Genomic DNA, 25,590 nt, shown 5'->3' on the forward strand with positions numbered 1-25,590 from the left:
AACTAAGGATCTGTAATGTCAACTGAGATTAAAGCCCCCGTTTTCCCGGAGTCGGTCGCAGAGGGTACTGTTGCGACCTGGCACAAGCAGCCGGGCGAAGCCTGTTCGCGTGACGAACTAATTGTCGATATTGAAACCGACAAAGTCGTTCTTGAGGTTGTTGCGCCTGCTGATGGCGTTATCGAAGAAATCCTCAAGAACGAAGGCGATACTGTTGAGAGCGGCGAAGTAGTCGGCAAGTTCAAGGCAGGTGCAGCGGGCGAGTCCAAGCCTGCGGAAGGCAAGAAAGGAAAGAGCGAGGAAGAGGCTCCAAAGGAAGAGGCGAAAAGTGATGCTGCTTCCGGCGATGCCATCCTGAGCCCGGCGGCCCGCAAGCTGGCCGAAGAAAACAGCGTTGACCCAAGCGCGGTCAAGGGTACCGGCAAAGATGGCCGTGTAACCAAAGAAGACGTTCAGAGCTACGTCGAAAGTGCGAAGTCATCCGGTGGTGAAACTGCACCCAAGCCGGCTGCGGATATGCCAGAGGTAAATGTTTCAGCGGGCGAACGCCCGGAGAAACGTGTTCCCATGACGCGCCTGCGCGCCAGCATCGCCAAGCGTCTGGTCAACGCACAGCAAAGCGCGGCCATGCTGACCACCTTCAACGAAGTGAACATGGCGCCGATCATGGAGCTGCGCAAGCAGTACCAGGACAGCTTCGTGAAGCGCCACGGCATCAAGTTGGGCTTCATGTCCTTCTTTACCAAGGCGGCTACCGAAGCACTGAAGCGCTTCCCGGCCGTTAACGCCTCCATCGACGGCAACGACATGGTTTACCATGGTTACCAGGATATCGGTGTGGCGGTCTCTACCGATCGTGGCCTGGTGGTCCCGGTTGTTCGCGATACTGACGCACTGGGCCTCGCCGATATTGAGAAAAAGATTGTCGAGTACGGCACCAAGGCCAAAGGCGGCAAGCTTGGTATTGAGGATATGACCGGCGGTACCTTCACCATCACCAATGGCGGTATCTTCGGTTCTCTGATTTCCACCCCGATCCTGAATCCTCCGCAGACCGCGATCCTGGGTATGCACAAGATCCAGGAGCGCCCGATGGCGGTGAATGGCAAGGTGGAAATCCAGCCAATGATGTATCTGGCGCTTTCTTACGACCACCGTATGATCGATGGCAAGGAAGCAGTGCAGTTCCTTGTTGCGATCAAGGAAATGCTTGAAGACCCGGCACGTATTCTGCTGGACGTCTGAGCCGACACTTAACGAATCGGAAAACGGGATTAACTATGTCTGATAAGTACGACGTCATTGTCATTGGTGCAGGCCCCGGGGGCTATGTGGCCGCCATCAAAGCGGCGCAGCTCGGCCTGAAGACCGCGTGTGTCGAGTCCTGGACCGCTGAAGACGGAAAGGGTCAGGTGCTCGGCGGTACCTGCCTGAATGTGGGCTGCATTCCCTCCAAGGCGCTGCTGGAGATTTCTCACAAGTTCGAGGAAGCCAGCCACGGCTACGAGATGCAGGGCATCATCGCAAAGGATGTCAAAATGGACATCGCAAAGATGATGGAACGCAAGAGCGGCATCGTTAAGCAGCTGACCGGCGGGATTGCGGGTCTGTTCAAGGCTAACGGTGTGACGTCTATCCACGGTCACGGAAAGCTGCTTGCGAACCGCAAGGTGGAAGTCACCGACAAAGACGGCAAGACCACGACCTATGAAGCTGAAAACGTGATTCTGGCGACCGGCTCCAAGCCAATCCAGATTCCGCCCGCACCGTTTGACGGCGACTACGTCGTGGATTCCGAGGGTGCGCTGGAGTTCAGCGAAGTACCCAAACGCCTTGGCGTTATCGGCGCCGGTGTTATCGGCCTAGAGCTCGGCAGTGTATGGGCTCGTCTGGGTGCTGAAGTGACAGTTCTGGAAGCCCAGGATACCTTCCTGCCCGCTGTAGACCAGCAGGTTGCGAAGGACGCCCTGAAGCAATTCCAGAAGCAGGGTCTCAACATCGTCATGGGTGCGCGCATGACCGGCGCGGAAGTGAAGCGCAAGCTGGTTAACGTGACCTATGAGGATTCCAAGGGCAAGCATGAAGCCAAGTTCGACAAGCTGATCGTTGCCGTTGGTCGTCGTCCCTATACCGACAACCTGCTGTCTGAGGATGCCGGTGTCCAGATGGATGAACGTGGATTCATCTTCGTGGACGACAATTGCAAAACCGAGGCGCCGGGCATTTGGGCCGTTGGTGACGTGGTTCGTGGCCCGATGCTGGCTCACAAAGCCTCTGAAGAAGGCATTATGGTTGCCGAGCGTATTGCCGGGCACAAGCCCCAGGTGAATTACGACTGCATCCCGAACGTTATCTACACCGCACCGGAAGTTGCCTGGGTTGGTAAGACCGAAGAGCAGCTCAAGGCTGAAGGTGAAGAATATAACGTGGGTACCTTCCCGTTTGCCGCTAATGGCCGTGCCATGGCTGCAAACTCGGCATCTGGCCTGGTCAAGATCATTGCTGACGCGAAAACCGACCGTATCGTCGGGTTCCATGTCGTTGGTCCCCAGGCTTCTGAAATCGTTGCCCAGGGCGTTATCGCCATGGAATTCGGTTCCAGCGCCGAAGATCTGGCCCTGACCTGTTTCGCACACCCGACTCTGTCCGAGTCTGTGCATGAAGCAGCTCTGGCCGTCGGTGGTGGCGCGATTCATATCGCCAACCGCCGCAAGAAGAAGTAACGCAAACCAGGAATTTTTTAATTCGGGACATTAACTATGAATTTGCATGAATATCAGGGCAAACAGCTTTTTGCTGAATATGGCCTGCCAGTATCCAAGGGCATTGCCTGTGATACTCCGAAAGAAGCTGTTGACGCTGCCGGCGAGATCGGCGGTGACGCATGGGTCGTGAAGGCTCAGGTTCACGCGGGTGGCCGTGGCAAGGCTGGCGGTGTAAAGCTGGTTAAGAGCAAAGAAGAGATCCGTGAGTTTGCCGAGAAATGGCTGGGCGAAAAGCTGGTAACTTACCAGACTGACGAACATGGCCAGCCGGTCAGCAAGATTCTGGTTGAATCCCTCACTGACATCGACCAGGAACTGTACCTGGGTGCCGTTGTCGATCGTGGCACCCGCCGCATCGTGTTCATGGCCTCCACCGAAGGCGGTGTCGAGATCGAGAAGGTTGCTGAGGAAACCCCTGAGAAGATCCTGAAAGCGGAAATCGATCCGCTGGTCGGCGCGCAACCTTACCAGGGCCGCGAATTGGCGTTCAAACTGGGCCTAGAAGGCAAGCAGATCGGGCAGTTCACCAAGATCTTCCTGGGTCTGGCCAAACTGTTTGAAGAGTGCGATCTGGCGCTTGTTGAGATCAACCCGCTGGTAATCACGCCGGCCGGTGATCTGCACTGCCTGGACGCAAAGCTCGGCGTCGACGGAAACGCGCTTTACCGTCAGAAAAAAATCCACGACATGCACGATCCGTCCCAGGAAGATTCCCGTGAAGCGGAAGCTGCCAAGTGGGAACTCAACTACGTCGCTCTGGAAGGCAACATCGGTTGTATGGTTAACGGCGCGGGCTTGGCCATGGGTACCATGGACATCATCAAGCTGTCCGGTGGCCGGCCAGCCAACTTCCTGGATGTAGGGGGCGGCGCTACCAAAGAGCGCGTTTCCGAAGCGTTCAAGATCATCCTGTCTGACGACAACGTCCAGGCGGTTCTGGTCAACATCTTCGGTGGCATCGTTCGCTGCGACATGATCGCGGAGGGCATTATTGGCGCCGTCAAGGAAGTGGGCGTCAAGGTTCCTGTGGTTGTTCGTCTTGAAGGCAACAACGCCGAGAAGGGCATCCAGGTACTCGCCGATAGTGGCCTGAATATCATTGCCGCCACCAGTCTGTCGAATGCGGCAGAGCAAGTCGTTAAAGCCGCAGGGGGTAAATAATGAGCATCCTGATCAACAAAGACACCAAGGTTATCTGTCAGGGCTTTACCGGCGCGCAGGGTACTTTCCACTCTGAGCAAGCCATTGCCTACGGGACCAAGATGGTTGGTGGCGTCAGCCCCGGCAAGGGTGGCACAGAGCATCTGGGACTTCCGGTGTTCAACACCGTACGTGAAGCGGTTGAGAAAACCGGTGCAGAGGCGACCGTTATCTATGTTCCTGCGCCGTTCTGTAAAGACGCCATTATCGAAGCGGCCGATGCCGGCATCAAGCTGATCGTCTGTATTACTGAAGGCATCCCGACCATCGATATGCTGTACGCCAAAGAGTACGTGGATCGCGAAGGCGTTCGCATGATTGGTCCCAACTGCCCGGGTGTTATCACTCCGGACGAGTGCAAGATCGGCATCATGCCTGGCCACATCCACAAGAAGGGCAAGGTGGGTATCGTGTCCCGCTCAGGCACCCTGACGTACGAAGCGGTCAAGCAGACCACCGATTACGGTTACGGTCAGTCTACCTGTATCGGTATCGGTGGTGACCCGATCCCGGGTTCCAACTTTATCGACATTCTGGCCTTGCTTCAGGAAGATCCTGAAACTGAAGCCATTGTGATGATCGGAGAGATCGGCGGTACTGCCGAGGAAGAAGCTGCGGCCTACATCAAGCAGAACGTCACCAAGCCGGTGGTTTCCTACATCGCTGGTGTCACTGCGCCCCCGGGCAAGCGTATGGGCCATGCTGGCGCCATCATTTCCGGTGGTAAGGGTACTGCAGACGAAAAGTTTGCCGCTCTGGAAGACGCCGGTGTGCGGACTGTTCGCAGTCTGGCCGAGATCGGTAAGGCCCTGAAGGAAGTCACTGGCTGGTAAGCTGGCCTTCTTTCAGTTAAACCCCCCGTTTCTGCCCTGCAGAGCGGGGGTTTTTTATTTATAATGCCGGGTCGCCTGAACTATGATGGCGAATCTAATACTAAATAAGGAGTTCGTGCTTTGAGTTCTGTAGATTCCCAGCAAAGGGTTTTGTCCGGCATGCGTCCAACCGGCAAGCTTCACCTTGGCCACTATCATGGTGTGCTGAAAAACTGGGTGAAACTCCAGCACGAATTTGAGTGCTTCTTTTTCGTGGCAGACTGGCACGCCCTCACCACGAACTACGACGACCCCTCCGGGATTGAACAGAGTGTGTGGGACATGGTCATCGACTGGCTGGCGGCCGGGGTCAACCCTGGGTCATCCACTATGTTCATTCAGTCCCAGGTGCCCGAGCACGCGGAGTTGCATCTGCTGTTGTCCATGATCACGCCTCTCGGCTGGCTTGAGCGGATCCCGACCTTCAAGGACCAGCAGGAAAAATTGCGGGAAAAAGATTTGGCCACCTACGGATTCCTGGGCTATCCGCTGCTGCAAAGCGCCGATATCCTGGTTTACCGCGCCGGCAAGGTGCCGGTGGGCGCTGATCAGGTTTCCCATGTCGAGATTACCCGGGAAATTGCCCGCCGTTTCAACCACATCTACGGTCGCGAGCCGGGTTTTGAAGAACAGGCGGAAGGTGCCATCGTCAAGATGGGCAAGAAGAACGCCAAACTGTATCGCAACCTCAAGAAGCGCTATCAGGAAGAGGGCGATATGGAAGCCCTGGAAACCGCCAGGGCATTGCTCAAGGAGCAGCAGAATATCTCCCTGGGTGATCGCGAACGCCTGTATGGTTACATCGAGGGCGGTGGCAAGGTTATTTTACCCGAACCCCAGCCGTTGCTCACACCGGAATCCAAGTTGCCAGGGTTGGATGGCCAAAAAATGTCCAAATCCTACAACAACTACATTGGGTTGCGTGAAGAGCCGGACAGTGTGGCCAAAAAGGTCCGGACGATGCAGACCGATCCCCAACGGGTTCGCCGCACCGATCCGGGTGAGCCCGAGAAGTGCCCTGTCTGGGGTATGCACAAGATCTATTCCGACGCCGACACCCAGGAGTGGGTCCAGACCGGCTGCCGGAGCGCTGGCATTGGTTGCCTGGACTGCAAGAAACCATTGATTGACGCTATTGTAGAGGAGCAGCGGCCTTTGCATGAACGTGCGCGTGAGTATGAGGGCAACCCGGATCTGGTGCATTCGATCTTGCAGGAAGGTCGTGAGCATGCCCGTGATGCCGCCCGGGATACCCTTGAGGAAGTCCGGGCAGCCATGGGTCTCCATTACCGCTGAATCCTTACATGCCCGCGATCCGGAGCTGCACTGTGCAGCTCCGTCCCGGAGAGATAGGTTATGACGGAAGAATCCACAGATTCGGTAGCGCCCGAAGTGCAGGAAACGACGCCCGAGCCGTCGCCGCTGGCCCGGGTTTCCGGCAAGCCGGTTGTGGATCTTCCCAAGGATCTCTACATTCCGCCGGATGCCCTGGCGGTTTTTCTGGAGGCTTTTGAGGGGCCCCTGGATCTTCTGCTTTACCTCATTCGTCGCCAGAACATGAACATTCTGGAAATCGATGTCAGCGAGATCACTCGACAGTACATGGACTACATTGGTGCTGTGGAAGCCATGCGCTTCGATCTGGCCGCAGAATACCTTGTGATGGCCGCGACCCTGGCAGAGATCAAATCCAGGATGTTGTTGCCCAGGCAGGAGAGTGACGATGAGGAAGAGGTTGATCCGCGGGCTGAGCTGATCCGCCGGCTGCAACAGTATGAGCGCTTCAAGCAGGCAGCCGAGGATATTGACCAACTGCCCCGCCTGGAACGGGACAACTTTGCCGCCTCTGCGGCTTTGCCGAGCATGCCCTCTAGCCAGCCCCACCCGGATGTGGATCTGCGGGAGATGCTGCTTGCACTGCAGGGTGTACTGAGGCGGGCTGATCTGTTTACCAGCCACCACGTGGAACGGGAGCGGTTGTCGACCCGTGAGCGTATGTCCGCGATTCTGTCTGCGCTGCAGGATGATCGCTTTGTGACGTTCGAAAGCCTGTTCACCGTTGAAGAGGGTCGACTTGGTGTGGTCGTTACGTTCCTGGCCACGCTGGAGTTGGTAAAAGAGCAGTTGATCGAGGTGGTGCAGGGCGAAGTCCTGGGGCCGATTCATTTGCGCGCCCGGGCGGTCAGTTAGTGTCCTGTTCACGGCTGGAAGCACGGAAACACGGGTAATCATCATGAACGAAGAACATCTCCTGAGAATCCAGGCGATTGCTGAAGCCGCCTTGTTGGCGGCCGGCAAGCCGCTGTCCCTCGACCAGTTGCGGGATTTGTTTTCTGAAGAGGAGCGGCCGGCCCGGCAGGTTATGGAGCATGTCATGGTGCTGCTGGAAAATGCCTGCGAGGGTCGCGGGTTCGAGCTGAAAAAGGTGGCCAGCGGTTACCGTCTCCAGGTTCGTCAGGAGTACGCTCCCTGGGTTGGTCAGCTGTTCGAGGAGAAGCCCCAGCGTTATTCGCGGGCGTTGCTGGAAACCCTGGCGCTGATCGCCTATCGGCAGCCGATTACCCGGGGCGAAATTGAAGATATTCGAGGTGTTACGGTAAGCAGCAATATCATTCGTACACTGCTTGAGCGAGAGTGGGTGCGCGTTGTCGGCCATCGTGATGTTCCTGGCCGGCCGGCCATGTACGCGACGACCAAACAGTTTCTGGACTATTTCAACCTGGCGGGGCTGGATCAGATGCCGCCGCTGTCTGAGGTCCGGGATCTGGAAGAAATCGGCCGGGAAATCGAAAAGAACATACAGGCGGAGATCGAATTTGAATCGCCCGCTGCGGAGAGCGGTGACGACTCTCCGGGCCAGACACTTCATTGATACCATTCGGGTATCAGTCAGAGACTAAGGATTGATTTCATGGCGGCAGAACGCCCCGAAAAACCAGCCAGAAAGGCGAAAGAACCGGCCAGGACGGCGAAAGCGTCAGCAAGGCCGGTGGACAAAGTGACCCACGATGGTCCCGAACGGATCCAGAAGCTGCTCTCCAGGGCAGGTATCGGTTCGCGCCGGGAGATTGAGGGCTGGATGGAAACTGGCCGCCTTACGGTAAACGGCCTGGCAGTGGCTCCGGGCCAGAAAGCCACCGTGGCAGACCGATTTGAACTTGATGGTAAGCGCCTTGAGGTTTCCGGCGCCTCGGAAGTGTTGCGTCGTGTGCTCATCTACAACAAGCCCGAAGGCGAAGTTAACACCCGAAAGGATCCGGAGGGCCGACCGACGGTATTTGATCGCCTGCCACGCCTGAAGGAGCACCGCTGGATTTCCATTGGCCGGCTCGACATCAACACCACTGGCCTGGTGCTTTTTACCACAGACGGAGAGCTTGCCAATAGGCTGATGCACCCTTCCAACCAGATAGACCGGGAATACGCGGTGCGTATCTTCGGGGAAGTGGATGATGCAATGATTGAGCGTCTGCTTCAGGGCGTTTTGCTCGAAGATGGCATGGCAAAGTTTACCGACCTTTCGCCGGCGGGTGGCAGTGGCATGAATCGCTGGTTTCACGTTACCTTGCTGGAAGGGCGAAACCGGGAAGTCCGCCGGCTCTGGGAATCCCAGGGCGTTCGGGTCAGCCGCCTGAAGCGGGTCCGCTACGGACCGATCTTTCTGCCAAGTCGTCTGACAGTTGGCAAATGGGAGGAACTTGACCAGAAAGCCGTCGATATGCTCAGTCGCAGCGTTGGGCTCGATTCCGTTGATATTCCACAGAAAACACCGGATGAAAAGGCTGCTCATGATCGCCAGCGTCGCAAGAGTCCGGGGCGATCCGGCAAGAAGACGCCTGGCAAAAAATGGGCAGTCAGCGATACCAGGCCGGCCAAACCTGCCGGGCAAACCTCAAAATCCGATCGGCCCCGGAGCAAAACGCCCCGTAGCTGATATTCAGGAAATGGTGGCAAACACCCGGGTGCAGTTTCGGCCCTGGTGTTTGGCACGGTAGAGGGCCTCATCGGCCCGGGCGAGCCATTCCTGGGCAGATTCTTTGTGCAGGAAGGTGGCTACCCCGCAGCTGGTCGTTACCCGAAGTTCTTTCTCGCCAGCATCAACCCGAATACCCGCAATTGCCTCGCGAATCCGTTCAGCTACGTCTTTTGCATCCCGCTCAGCAGTATGAGGCAGTAGAACGGCAAACTCTTCACCACCAAACCGGTAGACGCTGTCTGACGTTCGCACGGCCTTCTCAAGCTCGGCGGCTGCAATCTGGAGGAGGTGGTCGCCGACCACATGCCCGTGGGTGTCGTTGACTGCTTTGAAATGGTCCAGATCGCACAGGACAAGCGAGTAAGGCTCGCCATGTCGCTCTGACAACAGGCTGGCACGCTGTAACGCGTCGTCCATCGCCCGCTTGTTGGGGATGCCGGTCAGTGAGTCCGTCAGTGATGCCTGCTCAATGGCAATGTATTGGCAGGCATTTCGAATCGGGCAGATCGCGGCACCGAGTATCATCTCGACACCCTCAAGTTCCTGGTCAGAGAACCGCTGCCTGCGATGCAATACCAGGGTCCCGTAATTCACCCCTTCAAGGCTCAATCGATATTCGCATCGGTGAGGACCGCCCATGCCGGTGGCGTAGACGAAATCCTGCTTTCCGATCCGATGCCGGTAATGAAGCGTTTCAAAGGGCACAATCGCGCCCAGTTCTTCGGTCAGAATCGCCAGGTGTTGTTCCAGTGACAGTGTGGTGGACAGGCGACGGGTCAGCCTGGTGAGGACATCCGGTGCGTTGTTCCGATCCTGGTGAGCCTGGCGCAGAGCTGCCAATTTCTGGGGCTGGGAACCGGAATTGTGGATTGACGGTATGTGTTTCACTACAGCTCACTCTGTCGCAGAAGTTTACAGTGCACAGGCCGCTGTTTTGCAGAAACCGTTCCGTAATAATTAAAAACAAGCAAAAACAATTGGTAAGGAGAGTATTCAAGATTTGACTTCAGGTTTTAGAATTTGGCACGCGCCCTGTCGTCAAAAAACCGGCAGCGTTTTGCCGTTGATTCTTCAACACCTTGGCAAAATGTCAGACAAGGGGATGGGGCTGGTGAGAGCGTGTGGTAAACTTCTGCGCTTGTATTTGAGCCGTCTGCAGAAGTGAGCGACTAACTTTATGAGGTTTCAGGCCCCGGAAAGTCTATCCGAACAAATAGCCCAGCACCTTGGGCAGCGGATTATCACGCGAGATCTCAAACCTGGAGAGCGCATTCAGGAGCTTAAAGTGGCGGGGGAGTTGAACGTCAGTCGCGGTTCGGTCCGCGAGGCGTTACTCATTCTCGAAAGACGCCACCTGATCGAGATCTTTCCCCGCCGGGGTGCGGTGGTCTCAAGCCTGACTCCTGAAAGCGTCAACAGCCTTTACGACATCTATATTGACCTTCTCTGCATGCTAGGGCGCAAGGTCCTGGAGCGCTGGTCCGGTAAGGAGCTTGGTGGTGTTATGAGCCAGGTCGGTGAATTACAGGCCGTGATTGATGCCCTGAACGCCACCAGTGAAGACGCGGCCGAGCAGGTGATTGACGCCGGCTTTGGTGTCATGCGTTATGCCTATGGTCTGGTCGACAACCCGTTTCTTGAGGAAACCCTCGAGAATTTCCGTCCCGCCGTCAGTCGCACCTATTTTGTGGCACTCGAACATTTCCGGGATGAAATCGGGAAAACAGCGACCTTCTTCCGGCAATTGGCAGACGCCGCGGTCCGCGACGATGCAGAGCGCCTGCAGACGGTGATTAAGGCCTTCGGAGAGCATCAGCGACAGCAGGTCTTGACCATTCTCCGGCAGGAGGAGAACGCCTGATATGCGTCTGAAGTCCATCAAACTCTCCGGCTTCAAATCGTTTGTCGATCCTACGACCGTGCCGTTTCCATCGAACATGACCGCCGTTGTCGGGCCCAATGGGTGCGGCAAGTCGAACATCATCGACGCAGTGCGCTGGGTTATGGGCGAAAGCTCTGCCAAGTACCTTCGTGGCGAGTCGATGACCGACGTCATCTTTAACGGTTCCAGTGCCCGGAAGCCCGTGGGGCAGGCGTCGATCGAGCTGGTGTTTGATAACAGCGACGGCTCCGCGCCCGGTGAATTTTTCCGGTTCAACGAAATTTCGGTTCGCCGCCGGGTGTCCCGTGAGGGCCAGTCCGAATATTTTCTGAACGGTTCCAAGTGCCGGCGGCGGGATATTACCGATCTGTTCCTCGGTACCGGCCTCGGGCCGCGTAGTTACGCCATCATTGAGCAGGGCATGATTTCCAGGCTGATTGAGGCAAAGCCCGAAGAGCTTCGAATCTACATTGAGGAAGCGGCCGGCATTTCGAAGTACAAGGAGCGTCGCCGGGAAACGGAAAACCGGATTCGCCGGACCCAGGAAAACCTGGAGAGGCTTACCGATCTGCGTGAAGAACTTGGGCGCCAGCTTCAGCATCTTGAGCGCCAGGCCGCTGCCGCGGAAAAGTACAAGGCCTACAAACAGGAAGAGCGCCTGAAGAAAGCCGAGCTGACGGTGCTCCGCTGGCAATCCCTGGATAACGACCTCCAGGCCTGGCGCGGCAAGATACGTGACACCGAGCTTGAGTTGGAAAAGTACCTGACAGAGCGGGTCAGCCTGGAAACATCACTGGAATCCCTGCGTGACAGCCACCAGGACCGCACTGAACACTTTAATCGCGCCCAGGCCCGTTATTATGAGGCTGGCGCCGATATCGCCCGTATTGAACAAAGCCTCGAGCACCAGAGGGAGCGCAGCCGTCAGATGGCCACGGAGCTTGATCAGGCCCTGGCGAACCAGCGTGAACTGGCCCGGGAACTGGAGCAGGACGAAGACAAACTGGCGGGCATTCAGGAAGAGCTGGACATGGTGGAGCCTGAACAGGAGGCGCTGGCCGTGCGTTCGGAGGAATCCGGCGAGAAATTGCAGCAGGCCGAAGATGCCATGGGCGATTGGCAGCACCAATGGGAAGATTTTAGTGCCCGCTCATCGGATGCCCGCCGCCAGGCCGAGCTGGCTCAGTCCCGGATCCGTTCCCTCGAGGATGCTATTGAACAATTGCTGAGTCGCCAGCGCAAACTTCAGGATGAGCAGGAGTTGCTGGAGGGCCAGATGGATCGGGCGGAGCTGGAAGAGTTGCTGGAGCAGCAGGAATCGCTGGAGCTGCAGCGGGAAGAGGCTGCCGAACGGATTGCCGCAATTCAGGACGAGCTCTATGAAGCCCGCCAGAATCAGCGTGATGCCGAGAAAGCCGTGTCTGAAGAGCGCCAGCGGGTCCAGAGCCTGCGGGCGTCCCTGGAATCGCAGCAGGCGCTGCTGGATGAGCAGATGGGATCCCAGGACGATGTCCTGCAAGCCTGGCTGTCAGAATATTCTTTGAGCGATATGCCCCGTGTCGCCAGTCAGTTGCAGATTGATGATGGCTGGGAGTTTGCCGTTGAGCAGGTGATCGGTCGGTTTACCCAGGGTTTGTGCCTGCCGGATATCGACCAGATCTCGCCTTCCTTGAGAGGCGCGCCCAGAGGCCTTGCTGTCGTTGGCTCCGGGACGTTTGCCAGCGGATCAGGCGGTGGGTTGGCGGCAAAAGTCTCAGGGGTACCTGCGGTTTCCGCATTGCTTCGGCGTATTGATGCCGTTGAGACCCTCTCAGATGCCATGGGCATGCGATCCGGCCTGGAGGAAGGCCAGAGCGTGATGACTCTGGAAGGGGTCTGGGTTGCCAGGGACTGGGTGCTGATGCCGGATTCGGATACCGGACAAATTGGCGTTATTGAACGCCAGAAGAAAGTCACGGAACTGAGTTCGCAACTGGCCGAGGCCGAGCAAACCCTGGAAACCGCCAGTGAACGCATGGATAGTCTCCAGGAACGTGCTGAACGTTCCGAATCGGCGCGTGATGAAGCCCAGACTCGTCTGAGCGAGGCAGACCGGGAGCTGAGCGCGCTGTCCTCACGGGTCAGTGGGCTGCGCGCCCGCGCCGAACAGATTGACGCCCGGCTGCAGCGAATCCGGGAAGACATCTCGGATGTTGCCGGGAATTTGGAAGGACAGCAGGAGAGCTTGCAGGAGTCTCGTGAGGAATGGCAGCAGGCCCTGGCCTCCACCGAAGACAGCGACGAAGAAAAGGAGCGCCTGCTGGAGCAGCGCGACAGTCTCCGTGAAAACCTGGACCGCCTCCGGCAGGAAGCGCGCCATGATCGCGATCATGCCCATCAGTTGCAACTCCAGTTGCAGTCACTTCATAGCCAGCGAGAAGGTCTGAGGCAGACGATCGAGCGGATGCAGATGCAGAAGGAGCGCATTGACGAGCGTCTGGAGATTCTGCGGGAGTCCCGGGAGAACGCCGAGGAGCCAATCGAAGATCTGCAGATGCAGCTTGAAGGGTTGCTGGACCGGCGCCTGGCTGAAGAGGAAAAGCTTGGTGCGGCTCGTGATGCTCTTGAGGAGATTGACCGGGAAGTGAGGGAAAAGGAGCAGGGCCGAAGCGGCACCGATCACCGAATTCAGGATGTCCGGTCCCGGCTTGAGACGCTGAAAATGGAATCCCAGGCTCTGGAGATCCGCTCTGGCAATTACATCGACCAGCTCAGGGAGCTGGATGTGAAGTTGCAGGATATCCTGCCGCAGTTGCCAGAGGGTGCCAACGAGAAAGACTGGGCGGAGGAGCTTGAACGGATCGGTAACCGGATACAGCGCCTTGGTGCCATCAACCTCGCGGCCATCGAGGAATATCAGGTTCAGAGCGAACGGAAAACCTACCTGGATTCCCAGCATGAAGACCTGATGGAAGCACTGGAGACGCTGGATACCGCCATTCGCAAGATTGACCGTGAGACCCGGCAGCGCTTCAAGGAAACCTTTGATCAGGTCAATGGCGGGCTTCAGGCCCTGTTCCCCAAGGTCTTTGGTGGCGGTAACGCCTATCTGGAACTCACGGGTGAAGATCTGCTGGAGACCGGCGTGGCGATCATGGCGCGCCCACCGGGCAAGAAGAACAGCACCATCCATCTGTTGTCCGGTGGCGAAAAGGCGCTGACGGCCATCGCCCTGGTGTTCTCCATTTTCCAGCTGAACCCGGCGCCTTTCTGTATGCTGGACGAAGTGGATGCCCCGCTGGATGATGCCAACGTTGGCCGCTACGCCAATATGGTTAAAGAGATGTCGAAACAGGTTCAGTTCATCTACATTACCCACAATAAGATTGCCATGGAGATGGCAGACCAATTGATGGGTGTGACCATGCACGAGCCGGGCTGTTCCCGGCTGGTCTCGGTGGATGTGGACGAGGCCGCCGCCCTGGCGGGGGCCTGAGGCCGGCTGGCTACAAATCCGGCAACCATGACAAAACGGCCATCTGGCCCGGGTGTGCGTTGTATTCATTACGGGCTTTTCTTAGAGTAACAATGTTACGGGATCTGCAAACAGGACAGCAGCACTATGTCACTTAGGGAATGGTTAATTGCCATCGGTACCCTTGTTATCATCGCCATTGTTATTGACGGAGTCCGCCGGATGCGGCGTGCCCGAAAGGAATCCATGGCGATTTCATCGGGGATGGGCGCGGATGAGCTCAAGGATTCGCCGTTGGATGACGAATTCAATCCCGAGTTGCCAAACGGCGGTGCACGAACGATTTCAAGGGATACACTTGAAGAGCGCGGCTACGTTAAACCTGAAAAATCAAGCAGGTTCGGTTCCCCAAAGCCCAAGCCGACACGCCCCGTAACCGCTGTTGCTAACAGATCTCCAGAGCAGGGTGCTGCACCTGAATCCAAGGATGACTCGTCCGACACTGAGCTGGATTACGGGCTGTCGAGCCAGGAGTCGTTTGACCACGAGTACGCCGGGATGGAACCGGATTCTGGCTGGGGTGCCACGGAGGATGAGATTGAGCAGGATGACGAAATAGTCGGAGAAGCCAGGGTAGTCCCGCCAGAGCAGCCTTCCGAGCCGGAAAGCTCCGCAGGCGAGCTGGAAGGTCGATCAGAGGCCGTCGAAGCGGTGCCGCCGACCATCACAACGGAAGTGGAAGAAGACACGGCCAGGCGCGAACCTTCCCGTCCCAACAGCGGACAGCCTTTGGCGGGAGCCAATCGCCCGGAGGCCAGGGAGGTGGTGGTTATTAATGTGCTTGCCCGGAATGGCGAGGAGTTCAAGGGCCCAGCACTGAAGAAGCTGTTTGAAGCCTGTGGTCTTGAGTATGGCGATATGGACATTTACCACCGTCACGAACAGTCTGATACCACCAGCCCGGTACAGTTTAGTGTTGCCAATGCGGTGGAGCCCGGCACGTTCAAGCCCCGGGATATGCCGGCAATGGCGACCCCGGGCATCAGCTTCTTCATGAGTATGCCAGGGCCCTCAAGCGCGCTTCAGGCCTTCGATTTCATGCTTGAGACCGCCCAGTGCGTGGTTCGGAATCTGGGGGGAGAACTGAAGGATGAGCGTCGGAGTGTGATGACGCCACAAACCATCGAGCACTGCCGCCAACGGATTCGGGAGTTTGAGCGCAAACAGCGGTCCCATCGGGTCTGAAGCCAGACGAAACCAGACTGAGTAATGTGCCCGGTTTGATCCGGGCATTTTTTTACAGACGAGAGTGCCAGTCCATGAGCAAAGCCACGCCCGAGATCATCCAGCGTGTAGAAGAACTCCGGTCGGTTATCGATGACCACAATTACCATTATTACGTGCTCGACGATCCGCGTATTCCGGATGCCGAGTACGATCGTCTGTTCCGGGAATTACAGAAGCTCGAATCGGACTATCCGGAGTTGGCCTCGGACAATTCACCAACCCGTCGGGTTGGTAGTGCCGCGGAAACCAGTTTCGAGGAAGTGGTTCACCGGTTGCCTATGTTGTCGCTCGACAACGCATTCAGCGAGGAGGAGCTCCGGGATTTTGATCGGCGGGTGCGGGATCGGCTGGGTGTCAGCGAGGAAGTGGAATACGTCTGTGAGCCCAAGCTGGATGGTCTGGCAGTCAGCCTGCATTACGAAAATGGCTCACTGACAACCGCAGCAACCCGCGGTGACGGCTATTCCGGTGAAGACATCACGGCCAACATCCGTACCATTCCGTCGGTACCGCTTAGACTGCGTGGTGGCAGTGTGCCGGATCTCGTCGAGGTTCGGGGCGAAGTCTACATGCCCAGGGAAGGCTTTGAGCAGCTCAATCGCCGGCTTGCCGACCGCGGCGAGAAAACCTTTGTAAATCCCCGCAATGCGGCGGCTGGCAGCCTGAGACAGAAAAAATCCACCGTCACCGCCAGGCGTCCGTTGGAAATGTGCGCCTACAGTGTGGCGGTTACCGACGAAAGCCTGCTTCCAGAGACGCAGTGGGATGGGCTTCAGCGGGTCCGCAGTTGGGGGTTCCGGATCAATCCGGAGATGCGGAAGGCCCGGGGTGTGGATGAGTGCCTTGAGGCCTATAACGAACTGATGGAAAAACGTGACACCTTGCCCTACGAGATTGATGGCATTGTATTCAAGGTCAACCGTCTGGATCAGCAGAAAGCGCTGGGGTTTGTGTCCCGGGCGCCGCGCTGGGCCATTGCCCATAAATTCCCGGCCCAGGAGGAGCTGACTGTTATTGAGGACGTTGAATTCCAGGTGGGCCGGACCGGCGCGGTAACCCCCGTGGCGCGGCTGAAACCGGTATTTGTAGGTGGTGTCACCGTAAGCAATGCCACCCTGCATAACATGGACGAGATCCGCCGTCTCGACGTTCACATCGGCGACACCGTGTTTATTAGAAGAGCTGGAGATGTTATTCCCCAGGTGGTCAAGGTCGTTACGGATAAGAGGCCTGCAAACGCCCGGCAGGTTGAGTTACCCGCCACTTGTCCGGTCTGCGATTCTGATGTTATCCAGATTGAAGGAGAGGCCGTGGCCCGTTGCTCCGGAGGTCTGTTCTGCCCGGCCCAGCGCAAAGAGGCCATTCGTCACTATGCCTCCCGCAAGGCACTGGATATCGAAGGGTTGGGCGACAAGTGGATCGATATCCTGGTCGATCAGGGTATGGTTGAGACCGTTGCCGACTTGTACCACCTCACCACTGACGATCTGATACGCCTGGAACGAATGGGCGAGAAATCTGCCTCGAATCTGGTGGAGGCCATCGACCGCGCCAGAAACCCGGTTCTGTGGCGGTTCCTGTACGCCCTCGGAATCCGGGAGGTCGGAGAGGCTACTGCAAAGGCCCTGGCCTCCCATTTTGGGACCCTTGAAGCTATTGCCGTCGCAGACGAGGAATCTCTGCAGACAGTCCCGGATGTCGGCCCTATTGTGGCGGGCCATATCCGGAGCTTCTTTGAGCAGACCCACAACCGAGAGACGCTGGATGCACTCCGGGAAGCGGGCGTGAAGTGGCAGGAAGAACAGGTTCAGCAACGTGATCAGCCGCTCAAGGGTCAGACCTGGGTGCTGACGGGCACGCTCTCGGAAATGACCCGGGATGAGGCTAAAGAACAACTGGAGTCCCTCGGTGCCAAGGTGGCTGGGAGCGTATCGAAAAAGACAGCCTGCGTTGTGGCTGGTGAGGCCGCTGGCTCCAAACTTGCCAAGGCCGAGCAACTGGAAGTGCCGATCCTGGATGAGGCGGGTTTGTTGGCGTTGTTGAAAAAATATGGCCTGGAACCGAGCTAGCTGAATCTGAGAACTCGCGCAGATCCCCTACAGATTAAATTGGCTACCATGGCGTTGTTCTGTAACGGTGTGTAAATCGTCCGGCGTTGTCATCGGGCGTCGCAGCTATAACAACTACGTTTTAAACGGATTTTTACATGGGCGCCGATTTCTACTCCCGCATTCATCCCGTCTTTCGGGTTGCCATTCTCGGCCTGCTTTTTTGGGGGCTCTCTGCCTGTAAAACCGAGAAAGACGCCGATCAACCCACGGTTCTGGGTGTGCCTCCAGTGGTTGCCTATCTGGGCGTGGAGTATTCCTACAACTTCGGCGCCTACGGGGGGGAAGATATACTCGATTACTCTCTGACGAACGCGCCTTCCTGGCTGGCATTGGAAGACATCAGCAACAAGGCCCGGCAGGGTATTATCATGCGGGGCGTTCCGGGTTTAACGGGGGGCAACCGGGGTGAGGCGGATCTCGGCAAAACCGAAGCCATCAACCTGGTGACAACCGACGGACAGATGTCCGGCGTTCAGCCCTTTGAGATTGATGTCAAACACAACGTCATGTCCCTGGATGCTGAACCCTTTACAGAAGGTGAGAGCCGGGCAATTCCAGGCAGCAACCGGAAGCAGTGTGCCTTGCCAGACATCGAGGCAGAGGGTGAGCACCGTTTTACAATTAACCTTTATAACGATGACGGAACTGTATCTGGGACCCGCGAGGTAACTCTGCCAACACGCAGGGTCTTCGTTAAGGTGAGCCTGGACCAACCCTCCGTGACCCGGATTGCTGTTGCCTTTGAGCTGCAGTCGGATTATGACGCGACCCGCTGCGATTCCGGCTTTTCCCCCCCGCATCAGAATTGTGAGCAGGGTAACGTCAATGTGGGCGATGCCTCGCTGGGCAGGGACATTGTCGGGCTTGGGAGCAATAGTCCCATGCCAAGGGACGAATCCGGTGAAAATGAACTCAGCTACATTGATTATGAACTGGATGACGAGGGTTTCTATACTCGCGGAGTCATCACGCTCGAGCCGGGTATTACCGAGTGCTACCTTCCTCTGGAGGTTGTTGAAGACAGCTTTCCCGAGCCCGATGAGTCTCTCAGGCTGGCACTGACTGAGGTGCGCTCCGGGCTGGCTGGCCTGGGAAATGGCAACGGCGGCGTGGTTGCCAACCTGTCGATTCAGGACAACGAGCCGGTTCTTTCGATTGAGACCGTCAAAGGCGGCTCCCGGGATACCCTCAATGTGGGCGATGTGCGGGAGTATCTTGCCAGACTCTCGGGAGAGCGCGACCGGGACATCTTCGCCAAACTTACCCACACTGAAGACTCGACGGCCCGGCTGAGTACCGAATTTGTGATTGAACGGTTGGAAGATGGTGCCTGGGTTGAAAACGATGAACTGGTTTTCCCGAACGGGACGGATGAGATACCGTTCCGGATCCGTGTTCCTGCGGCAGGCTATTCAAACCCCGCCTTAAGTGACCGGTTCATATTGCTGGGCATCAATCGGGACTTTCAGGCAGGCCGGGAGAATTATGCCCGGGGGGAAAGCGACAACCTGATCCGGGTCAGTCTCAATGAACTGACAACACCTCTTGCACTGAATAGCACTGACGGGTTTGTGGCCACGGACATGGCCATGGGCCAGGAAGGACGTATGTTTGTAGCCGGCTACAACCGCCAGGACAGCGACAGGGTGCTCGTACGGATTTTCGATCAAGGCGGAGTTCAGCTGCAGCAGGTAGACGTTTCTGCCGCCGGCGACAGCCTGGTGGAACCGCATCCTGTAATCAACATTGTTCAGCGCAAGGTTACCCAGGGCAACACCAAAGTCGATCGTTTCGAGTTCGTTGTTTCCTACAGTACCGACCGGGCCGTTGCCGGGACAATCGCACTCGGGGCAGCGGACGTGTTGACGTCTGTTTATTGGTTTGATGCGGCCAGTAACGGTGGCGAGTATGTGCCGACCTGGACCATCCGCACAGGCACCGCTGCAGACGACCAGGCCCGTTGGGCCGGGATCAACCGGGACACCGGCTATGTGTTGCTGGCGGGGGAAACCGATGGCGTTTTCGATGGTCAGCAGGCATCGGGTCGCCGGGACAGTTTTCTTCAGCGAATCGACACCGAGCTTGACGGCAACAGCCAGCTTCCTGCTGTGGCCTGGACCCGCCAGGCCGGGTCCGCAGCAGACGACAATGTGGCAGGGGGCAGCGCCGATTCCGTGACGCCGCTGCTGTTCGGCTCCGCAGCTGGCTCGGTGGAAGGGGCTCCGGTTGTCGGAGGCGTAGATGCCTTTTTCTTGAATACCTCCGGTGCGGATGCTGAGCTCAATGTCCGCCAGGTGGGCACGCAGGGTGACGAGGCCGTCTCCGGCGGGTTGTACTTGGCCAGCACTCTGTGGCTGACTGGCAGCAGTGATGGTCTTTACTCAATACTGGATTCGGAAGAAGAGGATCCCGTTCTGGAGAGAGATCCTGTGTCCAGCACTGCCGGCTTCCTTCTTGGCTACACCTCTATTGGCATCCCGGTCCGGGCATTTTCTCTCAACGATGAGAACGATCAGGCGAGTGTGGTGCTCTCGAGCCTTACCGGGTTTGATAGTGACATGATTGTTGCCGGTTTCACTGATGGCGATTTTGCCAGCAATGGTATTGTTTCCGGCGCCGATCAGGGCATTGTGGCCCGGGTTTCATTGGCTCCGGAGACTGACGCTGACACAGAAGATACTACCTTCAGGAATAACTGGCGTTACCAGCTTGATCAGGATGACTCGGAAATTCTGGATCTGGAGAATTTCCGGGACGACGAGGTGGTTGCCCTGTCCCGGGTAGGTAGCGACTGGTTCGTGTTGTTATTCAGCCCGGAAGGCGAGCTCCTGACGCCTTTGGATTAGCCGGACACCAGAACTAGACGGTTCCCTCGTGCCTTCCTGCGTTAGCGTACAGTCGAAGGTAGTCGGTGCTGGTTACTATGCCGGCGGCGGCGCCCTGCGCATTAACGACCAGGGCGGCATTAAGCTGGTGAGCGAGCATCAGCCTGGCAAGCTGGTGGGCGTCTGTTTCCGGTGAAGCAGTGAGGAAAGCGGGCAGCTCGATATGCAGGAGACTTTCGCTCATGGCACTGGTTTCATGTTCGTGGAGCCAACCAAGCAGCCAGCGGAGATCCACAAGGCCCGCAACGTTATCGCCGGATACGATAACCAGGTGATGAATCTGGTGCTCGTCCATCACCGACAACGCCTCCGAAACGGTCGCATCAGCCGGCACCGAATAGAGCGCAGAAGAAGAAATCCTCGATACCGGAAGGTAGGGGCGCTCTTCCCGGCGCTCTCCGGCGGCGGCAGCGCCATATTCCTCAAGGGCTTTGTGCCTGCCTGCATTGGCGGCGAGCTGGAACTCTGAATCCGTTGCCTCACTTCGGCCAGGATTAATGGCCTGCGTTTCTGTCAGTTCTGTGACATCGCCCACGCGCCGGGCCCGGAAGGCTTCCGGTAGCCGGGTTCCGATCGGGCGGCCGGGTTCGCTGACAAAAATGGACATGTATTTTCTCCGTTGCAACGCTCCGTGCCCTGGTCGTTTATCGGCAGGCAGAGCGAAATCTTCAGGTCCAGTTTATTACGAAATCACCACATCCGCCTGGTAAAGCCGTCGGGTTTCCAGGCGCCGCATAAGCCTTTCCGGCAAACACGCGGGCTGCCCCGTTAGCCGGTCGGCCAGGTATTCGGCAAGCAAGGGGGCGTAGGTCAAGCCCTTGCTGCCAAGCCCCGTCAGCAAAAAAAGATCTTCAAGGTCATCTCCTTTTCCATTAAAAACCGGCCCGGCCACGGGCTGGTAATCGTGGGTTGTGCAACGAAAAGCTACCCGGCCATCCAACTTGGAGGGGTCCAGCTTATCCTCATCATTTTGTTTCAGAATGGCTGGCACCATCGCTGTAAGTTCATGCATATTTTCCTGATGGCTCTCGGTCGTGGGTAACGGGTTAGCATCATGCAAATCAAAGGTAGCTCCGGTTACCGCTGTTTGCCCCAGGACTGGGTTAACATAACGTTTGCCGCAAATGACCACCCGGGGACTCTGGAGGCCAGTCTTCGGCAGGTGCGTTACCTGGCCGCGGATGCTTTTAAGTCGAAATGTCCCCTTGACCGGAATAAGACCGGCGCTGACGTGTCCAGCGCAGATGATCACGCGGTCGGCAACAATGGTCTTTCCGTCCGAACCCGAGATGTGCCATTTACCATTGCAGGGCAGCAGCCGGTTCACATTGACACCCCACGCAGGGGTGATCCTCGGGTGGACTGCGAGCGTTTGGCACAGCCGCTTCGGCTCGAGCCAGCCGCTGCCGGGGAACCAGAGGGCGCCAGATTCTGTGGGCACACCGGCGAGTTCGCTGGCTTGCTCTCTGGTCACTGGATACAGAATTTCCCGTGGATAGTGATTGCGCTGGAGGAACCGGCGTTGCCGGTCTGCTTCCTGGGGTGTCTGGGCAAGCTGGAGCAGGCCGGTCGGGTGCCAGTATTCTCCGCGCCAGGTTTCGTAGAACCGCTGGGCATAGGTCAGCGCCTGTAATGCGAGTTCGGTTTGATCATTGAATTCAACGCCTAGCTTCACGTACATGGCGCCCTGAACATTACCCGAGGCTTCAGTGCCTGGCCCGTTGGCGCCATCAATCAGGGTGACTGGGAACCCCCGTTCGGCCAGGTTTCTGGCCAGAGTGCATCCGGCAATGCCTGCCCCGACGACCGCAATGGCACAGGGCCTGTTTTCGTCAGTATGTCGATCCGCCGGTAACACTCCCCGGAGCATATCCCGCTTGCGGCCAAAACCGGGCGTCTTCTGCATGTCGAATCCGGCCTCGGCCAGGGCGCGACGAATCCTGCCAACGGAGGTAAATGTCGCCAGTGTAGTGCCGGGCTTGCTGTGGGCGCGGACTTGGTTAATCGTCTTGTTCAGCCACATGGATGGATTACGGGCGGGGGCAAAGCCGTCCATAAACCAGGCGTCGGCAACAAAATCGAGAGATTGCCAGGCGTCGGTGATGTCGCCGAAATAGAGCGTGAGGCGTACGCGCCCCTCTGCCAGTACCAGGCGGTGGACGCCCCGTACCAGTGGCGGATATTTATCAATGAGCTCCCGGGCCAGTGGTTGTAATTCTGGCCACAGTGCCAGCGAGTGGGCGAGGTCCTCCCGGGTCAGAGGATATAGTTCGACCGATACAAAGTGGAGCGTGGCGTGATGTGCCGGGCCATGGTTCTGCCAAGCCTGCCATGATGCCAAAAAGTTCAGGCCGGTCCCGAACCCGTTCTCGGCGATAACAAAGTGGCCGCCTTCTTCAACATGAGGGAACCGCTCAAGCAAATTATTGTGCTGAAGAAATACATGGCGAGTTTCCTCCAGCCCGTTGTCACGGTTGAAGTAGACATCCCCAAACAAGACAGACTCCGGCACGCCATCGCGCCAGGCCAGTTCTGCAGGCGCGATCCCGGGAGGCAGCAGCGGCGAGCTCATGGGGTCAGTCAGTCGTGTCCAGCACGGTGACCTTCTCAATGATCACCGGTTCAACCGGAACATCGGCCATGCCCCGTTTCCGGGTAGTCTGCTTGCGTGCGATAGCATCAACAACACCCATGCCCTCGGTTACCTTGCCGAAGACGGCATAGCCAGGGCCGCGGACGCCCGCATTGAGGAAGTCGTTGTCCGACAGGTTGATGAAGAACTGTGACGTGGCGGAGTCCGGCGAGCTGGTCCGGGCCATGGCAATGGTGCCCCGGAGGTTAGGAAGTGTGGGCCTTGCTTCGTTTTTGACAGGGGGGCGGGTGGATTTTCGGGAAAGGCCTTCGGTAAACCCGCCACCCTGGATCATGAAGCCGGGAATTACCCGGTGAAAGAGGGTGCCGTCGAAGAAGCCGTCTTTCGCATACTGGAGAAAATTTGCAACGGTTGCCGGGGCAACGTCCGGGCGGAGCTGCAGTTCAAGGGCACCTTCACTGGTCACCATCCGCACTTTCGGAAGAGGTTCATCGACTGGTTGGCCACTGTTCTGGGCCAGGGTAGTACTAGCCGGGAAAAGCAATGAGAGAAGCATTAGCAGTGCGGGTGTCACACTTTTCACGGGCTTTACCAGGTTTTTCATATTCGGCCACTCTCTGTGTTATTCGCAGGGGCTCTTCCTGCAACAATTCAATGAATTCTGTTTTTCCGGTGCGTGATCTTATCAGAACATGATTGTAAAACGGGGACTGTATCCACGCACATTTGATTGCGATCAGCTAACCTTTTCAGGTGCAGAAAAGACTGCAAAACATTCGCCGGGCAAGGTTGTACGGTTATTACGGTTCAATAAGGAGAAACTGGGTGAGAATCCGTCAGGGATTTGAAGAAAAATCACGCCTTGGGCGATTGCTGGTCAATCGTGGTTATCTGTCTGAAGGCCAGGTGGAAGAAGGCCTGAAAGTTCAGCACGAAACCGGCCAGCGTCTTGGCGAAGTGTTCATCCAGGCCGGCTGGCTCACGGAAAAGGAACTTCACCGGGTTCTCAAGCACCAGTCCCGCTATCGTAACGCGGCGGCCCTGGTGACCATGGTCACGCTTCCGTTTCAACCGCTGGTGACCTTTGCGGCCAGTAACACTGCAGGTGCCTCTCAATCGGGGATGCAAGCTGGCGAACTTTTTCAAAGGGGGAATCTTGCTCCCCTGACCGAAACCGAACTGGCGGCCGTGTCGGGGCAGGGTGATCCGACCCTGCTTGACCGGATCGGACTGGTCGGGGCGATGGCAGAGAACCCGATCGGTGGTGACGGCGCGGGAGGAAGCCCGGCGGCTGATGTTATTGAAGGGCTGAAACTGACGGCAAATATCTTCGTGCCGGTTCTGAGCTTCCTGGAATCGGACTTTACCATTTCGGGCGTTCACTACCGGGAGGGGGAGCCCAGGTACGCGGTCCGAGAGGATGGGGCGTTGATGCTGGCGTTTCCCGAGCGCATCGAAGAAATCCGCATGGACAATATCCGTGTCACCGGAAGTCAGGGCGCCTCAATGGGCAACGTAAGCATTCACGATATCCGATTTCACCCGGACTCCACGATGACTATCTATACCCAATAGAAATGGTTATGGGGTAGGGCCCGCGCGGTTGTCAGGCGCTGGCGAGCACTGTCCGGCTAGAAACTGTCGTGTGTTCCCCGTGTGCTCCGTAAAGCTTCTGCTGACCATTGGCGCCCCGGAAAATGTCGGTCAGCCGGGTCAGGCGCTTTTGCAGGTGGACGATCACCCGACCGTTGTTTTGGTTCAGCGTCTGACAGGCTCGCAGTTTCTGATCCGCTTCCAGCCAAAGCTGCAACAGGTCAGAAAGACCTGCACTGCGAATAAAGCGAGAGGGCTCGCCGCTCTCGGGGCGATATCCCATCTGAACCAGTGTCCGGATTTTCTGTTTTGCCCGCTCACGAATGGCCCCGAGAAGATCGTTTTTCTCTCTGGTCAATTCGTTCAGCGCCTGGAGATTGGAGGTGGCAAGGCAGGTTTTTTCCCTGCCCAGGATGTCAGCCAGTGTTTCCAGTTGACTGACATCCTGGGATAGCAGAGTCTTCAGATCATCGATTGCGGCCATGATTTACTCACCCGAAAATGCTTTCATCCATCTCAAGCATTTTCTGGGCCAGTTTTTCGGCATCAATCTTGTAGGTCCCGTTTTCGAGGGCGGACCGGATCTGTTCAATGCGGTCATCATCCATCTCGGGATAATCACCCAGCTTCTGTTCAAGCTGTTTGAGGTTCCTGGCCTGACTGCTCAGGCTCACGTTCTCACCCCGGGCACCCTGGGCCTGGGGTTTTGCCTGCTCATTGGTCGCTGGCTGGCTGCTCTGAGCGCCGGCGCCCTTGTCGGCCGTGGTTCTCTGGGTGTTGACCTGGCCGGGGCCAATTCCATTAAAGTCAACTGACATATCAGTACCTGCTTGCCTGATGCGCCACGCGTTTGCGGCGCTTACTCGAGTTTATATCTTCTTAACGGCGGAACCGCAGAAACCTTTAGAAACTTTTTGAGAAACTTTTTGCTGTCCGTATTAACGTTTTTTACCCGGATATTCTTTCAGAATA

At 57.2% G+C, this 25,590-nt stretch carries 20 protein-coding genes; 14 read left to right on the forward strand and 6 right to left on the reverse strand.

The genetic code is table 11. The annotated features are described in order from the left end of the window. Positions 1-15 precede the first annotated feature (15 nt). The 8 genes from odhB (at position 16) to rluB (ending at position 8,771) form a co-directional block, all read left to right on the forward strand. Entirely contained in the window at positions 16-1,245 is a 1,230-nt protein-coding gene (odhB, locus tag ACN0XM_RS16230; RefSeq protein ID WP_417567983.1) for a 2-oxoglutarate dehydrogenase complex dihydrolipoyllysine-residue succinyltransferase, read from the forward strand. A 35-nt stretch (positions 1,246-1,280) separates the two neighbouring features. After that, the gene (gene lpdA / locus ACN0XM_RS16235; RefSeq protein ID WP_417567984.1) at positions 1,281-2,723 is read left to right on the forward strand and encodes a dihydrolipoyl dehydrogenase; all 1,443 of its coding nucleotides are present in this window, start codon (positions 1,281-1,283) and stop codon (positions 2,721-2,723) included. A 36-nt stretch (positions 2,724-2,759) separates the two neighbouring features. After that, entirely contained in the window at positions 2,760-3,926 is a 1,167-nt protein-coding gene (sucC, locus tag ACN0XM_RS16240; RefSeq protein ID WP_417567985.1) for an ADP-forming succinate--CoA ligase subunit beta, read from the forward strand. Continuing rightward, on the forward strand, positions 3,926-4,798 hold the full coding sequence (gene sucD, locus ACN0XM_RS16245) for a succinate--CoA ligase subunit alpha (RefSeq protein ID WP_417567986.1): 873 nt from the start codon (positions 3,926-3,928) through the stop codon (positions 4,796-4,798). The genes sucC and sucD overlap by 1 nt, the downstream gene beginning before the upstream one ends. A 120-nt stretch (positions 4,799-4,918) precedes the next feature. Continuing rightward, positions 4,919-6,133 (forward strand): tryptophan--tRNA ligase, encoded by a 1,215-nt coding sequence (locus tag ACN0XM_RS16250; RefSeq protein WP_417567987.1) that lies wholly within the window; start codon positions 4,919-4,921, stop codon positions 6,131-6,133. A gap of 60 nt (positions 6,134-6,193) precedes the next feature. Further along, positions 6,194-7,027, forward strand: coding sequence for a segregation and condensation protein A (locus ACN0XM_RS16255; protein WP_417567988.1), 834 nt, complete (start codon positions 6,194-6,196; stop codon positions 7,025-7,027). A gap of 43 nt (positions 7,028-7,070) precedes the next feature. Then, the gene (gene scpB, locus ACN0XM_RS16260; RefSeq protein ID WP_417567989.1) at positions 7,071-7,709 is read left to right on the forward strand and encodes an SMC-Scp complex subunit ScpB; all 639 of its coding nucleotides are present in this window, start codon (positions 7,071-7,073) and stop codon (positions 7,707-7,709) included. Between the two features lie 39 nt (positions 7,710-7,748). Then, a complete protein-coding gene (rluB, locus tag ACN0XM_RS16265) occupies positions 7,749-8,771 on the forward strand; it encodes a 23S rRNA pseudouridine(2605) synthase RluB (protein ID WP_417567990.1) in 1,023 nt (340 codons plus the stop codon). A gap of 3 nt (positions 8,772-8,774) precedes the next feature. On the opposite strand, the gene ACN0XM_RS16270 is transcribed toward rluB, so the two are convergent. Further along, entirely contained in the window at positions 8,775-9,701 is a 927-nt protein-coding gene (locus ACN0XM_RS16270) for a GGDEF domain-containing protein (RefSeq protein WP_417567991.1), read from the reverse strand. A 289-nt stretch (positions 9,702-9,990) separates the two neighbouring features. On the opposite strand from ACN0XM_RS16270, the gene ACN0XM_RS16275 reads away from it, so the two are divergent. The 5 genes from ACN0XM_RS16275 to ACN0XM_RS16295 all read left to right on the forward strand — a co-directional run bounded on the left by ACN0XM_RS16275 (position 9,991) and on the right by ACN0XM_RS16295 (position 20,393). Continuing rightward, positions 9,991-10,674: a GntR family transcriptional regulator gene (locus tag ACN0XM_RS16275; RefSeq protein ID WP_417567992.1), complete on the forward strand. Its 684-nt coding sequence runs from the start codon at positions 9,991-9,993 to the stop codon at positions 10,672-10,674. Position 10,675: 1 nt separating this feature from the next. Further along, complete coding sequence (gene smc / locus ACN0XM_RS16280; RefSeq protein WP_417567993.1) at positions 10,676-14,170, forward strand: chromosome segregation protein SMC; 3,495 nt, start codon at positions 10,676-10,678, stop codon at positions 14,168-14,170. Positions 14,171-14,296: 126 nt separating this feature from the next. Next, positions 14,297-15,394: a cell division protein ZipA gene (gene zipA, locus ACN0XM_RS16285; protein ID WP_417567994.1), complete on the forward strand. Its 1,098-nt coding sequence runs from the start codon at positions 14,297-14,299 to the stop codon at positions 15,392-15,394. Between the two features lie 74 nt (positions 15,395-15,468). Continuing rightward, positions 15,469-17,505 (forward strand): NAD-dependent DNA ligase LigA, encoded by a 2,037-nt coding sequence (gene ligA, locus ACN0XM_RS16290; RefSeq protein WP_417567995.1) that lies wholly within the window; start codon positions 15,469-15,471, stop codon positions 17,503-17,505. Positions 17,506-17,642: 137 nt separating this feature from the next. After that, entirely contained in the window at positions 17,643-20,393 is a 2,751-nt protein-coding gene (locus ACN0XM_RS16295; RefSeq protein ID WP_417567996.1) for a hypothetical protein, read from the forward strand. A gap of 13 nt (positions 20,394-20,406) precedes the next feature. On the opposite strand, the gene ACN0XM_RS16300 is transcribed toward ACN0XM_RS16295, so the two are convergent. From ACN0XM_RS16300 to ACN0XM_RS16310, 3 genes are all read right to left on the reverse strand, one after another. Beyond that, positions 20,407-21,039: a CBS domain-containing protein gene (locus ACN0XM_RS16300; protein ID WP_417567997.1), complete on the reverse strand. Its 633-nt coding sequence runs from the start codon at positions 21,037-21,039 to the stop codon at positions 20,407-20,409. A gap of 75 nt (positions 21,040-21,114) precedes the next feature. Beyond that, positions 21,115-23,004: a bifunctional tRNA (5-methylaminomethyl-2-thiouridine)(34)-methyltransferase MnmD/FAD-dependent 5-carboxymethylaminomethyl-2-thiouridine(34) oxidoreductase MnmC gene (mnmC, locus tag ACN0XM_RS16305; protein ID WP_417567998.1), complete on the reverse strand. Its 1,890-nt coding sequence runs from the start codon at positions 23,002-23,004 to the stop codon at positions 21,115-21,117. 4 nt (positions 23,005-23,008) lie between these two features. After that, positions 23,009-23,581 carry a peptidylprolyl isomerase gene (locus tag ACN0XM_RS16310; RefSeq protein ID WP_417568144.1) on the reverse strand — a complete coding sequence of 191 codons (573 nt, stop codon included), beginning with the start codon at positions 23,579-23,581 and terminating at the stop codon, positions 23,009-23,011. 269 nt (positions 23,582-23,850) lie between these two features. On the opposite strand from ACN0XM_RS16310, the gene ACN0XM_RS16315 reads away from it, so the two are divergent. After that, the gene (locus ACN0XM_RS16315; RefSeq protein WP_417567999.1) at positions 23,851-24,600 is read left to right on the forward strand and encodes a pilus assembly protein PilB; all 750 of its coding nucleotides are present in this window, start codon (positions 23,851-23,853) and stop codon (positions 24,598-24,600) included. 31 nt (positions 24,601-24,631) lie between these two features. Here ACN0XM_RS16315 and ACN0XM_RS16320 read toward each other — a convergent pair whose 3' ends face one another. Together ACN0XM_RS16320 and flgM are read right to left on the reverse strand one after the other, a co-directional pair. Continuing rightward, positions 24,632-25,102, reverse strand: coding sequence for a flagella synthesis protein FlgN (locus tag ACN0XM_RS16320; protein ID WP_417568000.1), 471 nt, complete (start codon positions 25,100-25,102; stop codon positions 24,632-24,634). 7 nt (positions 25,103-25,109) lie between these two features. Beyond that, positions 25,110-25,436 (reverse strand): flagellar biosynthesis anti-sigma factor FlgM, encoded by a 327-nt coding sequence (flgM, locus tag ACN0XM_RS16325; protein WP_417568001.1) that lies wholly within the window; start codon positions 25,434-25,436, stop codon positions 25,110-25,112. Between the last annotated feature and the right edge of the window lie 154 nt (positions 25,437-25,590).

Origin of the sequence: Marinobacter sp. (assembly GCF_048269445.1) — a bacterium.
In the GTDB taxonomy this organism is placed as follows: domain Bacteria; phylum Pseudomonadota; class Gammaproteobacteria; order Pseudomonadales; family Oleiphilaceae; genus Marinobacter.

What these genes read in the sequence shown, in the direction of transcription:
- ACN0XM_RS16320 (WP_417568000.1), bottom strand. Translation starts at nt 25,102, where the DNA reads ATGGCCGCAATCGATGATCTGAAGACTCTGCTATCCCAGGATGTCAGT.
- odhB (WP_417567983.1), top strand. Translation starts at nt 16, where the DNA reads ATGTCAACTGAGATTAAAGCCCCCGTTTTCCCGGAGTCGGTCGCAGAG.
- mnmC (WP_417567998.1), bottom strand. Translation starts at nt 23,004, where the DNA reads ATGAGCTCGCCGCTGCTGCCTCCCGGGATCGCGCCTGCAGAACTGGCC.
- lpdA (WP_417567984.1), top strand. Translation starts at nt 1,281, where the DNA reads ATGTCTGATAAGTACGACGTCATTGTCATTGGTGCAGGCCCCGGGGGC.
- ACN0XM_RS16255 (WP_417567988.1), top strand. Translation starts at nt 6,194, where the DNA reads ATGACGGAAGAATCCACAGATTCGGTAGCGCCCGAAGTGCAGGAAACG.
- ACN0XM_RS16275 (WP_417567992.1), top strand. Translation starts at nt 9,991, where the DNA reads ATGAGGTTTCAGGCCCCGGAAAGTCTATCCGAACAAATAGCCCAGCAC.
- sucD (WP_417567986.1), top strand. Translation starts at nt 3,926, where the DNA reads ATGAGCATCCTGATCAACAAAGACACCAAGGTTATCTGTCAGGGCTTT.
- smc (WP_417567993.1), top strand. Translation starts at nt 10,676, where the DNA reads ATGCGTCTGAAGTCCATCAAACTCTCCGGCTTCAAATCGTTTGTCGAT.
- ACN0XM_RS16310 (WP_417568144.1), bottom strand. Translation starts at nt 23,581, where the DNA reads ATGCTTCTCTCATTGCTTTTCCCGGCTAGTACTACCCTGGCCCAGAAC.
- rluB (WP_417567990.1), top strand. Translation starts at nt 7,749, where the DNA reads ATGGCGGCAGAACGCCCCGAAAAACCAGCCAGAAAGGCGAAAGAACCG.
- ACN0XM_RS16295 (WP_417567996.1), top strand. Translation starts at nt 17,643, where the DNA reads ATGGGCGCCGATTTCTACTCCCGCATTCATCCCGTCTTTCGGGTTGCC.
- ACN0XM_RS16300 (WP_417567997.1), bottom strand. Translation starts at nt 21,039, where the DNA reads ATGTCCATTTTTGTCAGCGAACCCGGCCGCCCGATCGGAACCCGGCTA.
- zipA (WP_417567994.1), top strand. Translation starts at nt 14,297, where the DNA reads ATGTCACTTAGGGAATGGTTAATTGCCATCGGTACCCTTGTTATCATC.
- scpB (WP_417567989.1), top strand. Translation starts at nt 7,071, where the DNA reads ATGAACGAAGAACATCTCCTGAGAATCCAGGCGATTGCTGAAGCCGCC.
- flgM (WP_417568001.1), bottom strand. Translation starts at nt 25,436, where the DNA reads ATGTCAGTTGACTTTAATGGAATTGGCCCCGGCCAGGTCAACACCCAG.
- ligA (WP_417567995.1), top strand. Translation starts at nt 15,469, where the DNA reads ATGAGCAAAGCCACGCCCGAGATCATCCAGCGTGTAGAAGAACTCCGG.
- sucC (WP_417567985.1), top strand. Translation starts at nt 2,760, where the DNA reads ATGAATTTGCATGAATATCAGGGCAAACAGCTTTTTGCTGAATATGGC.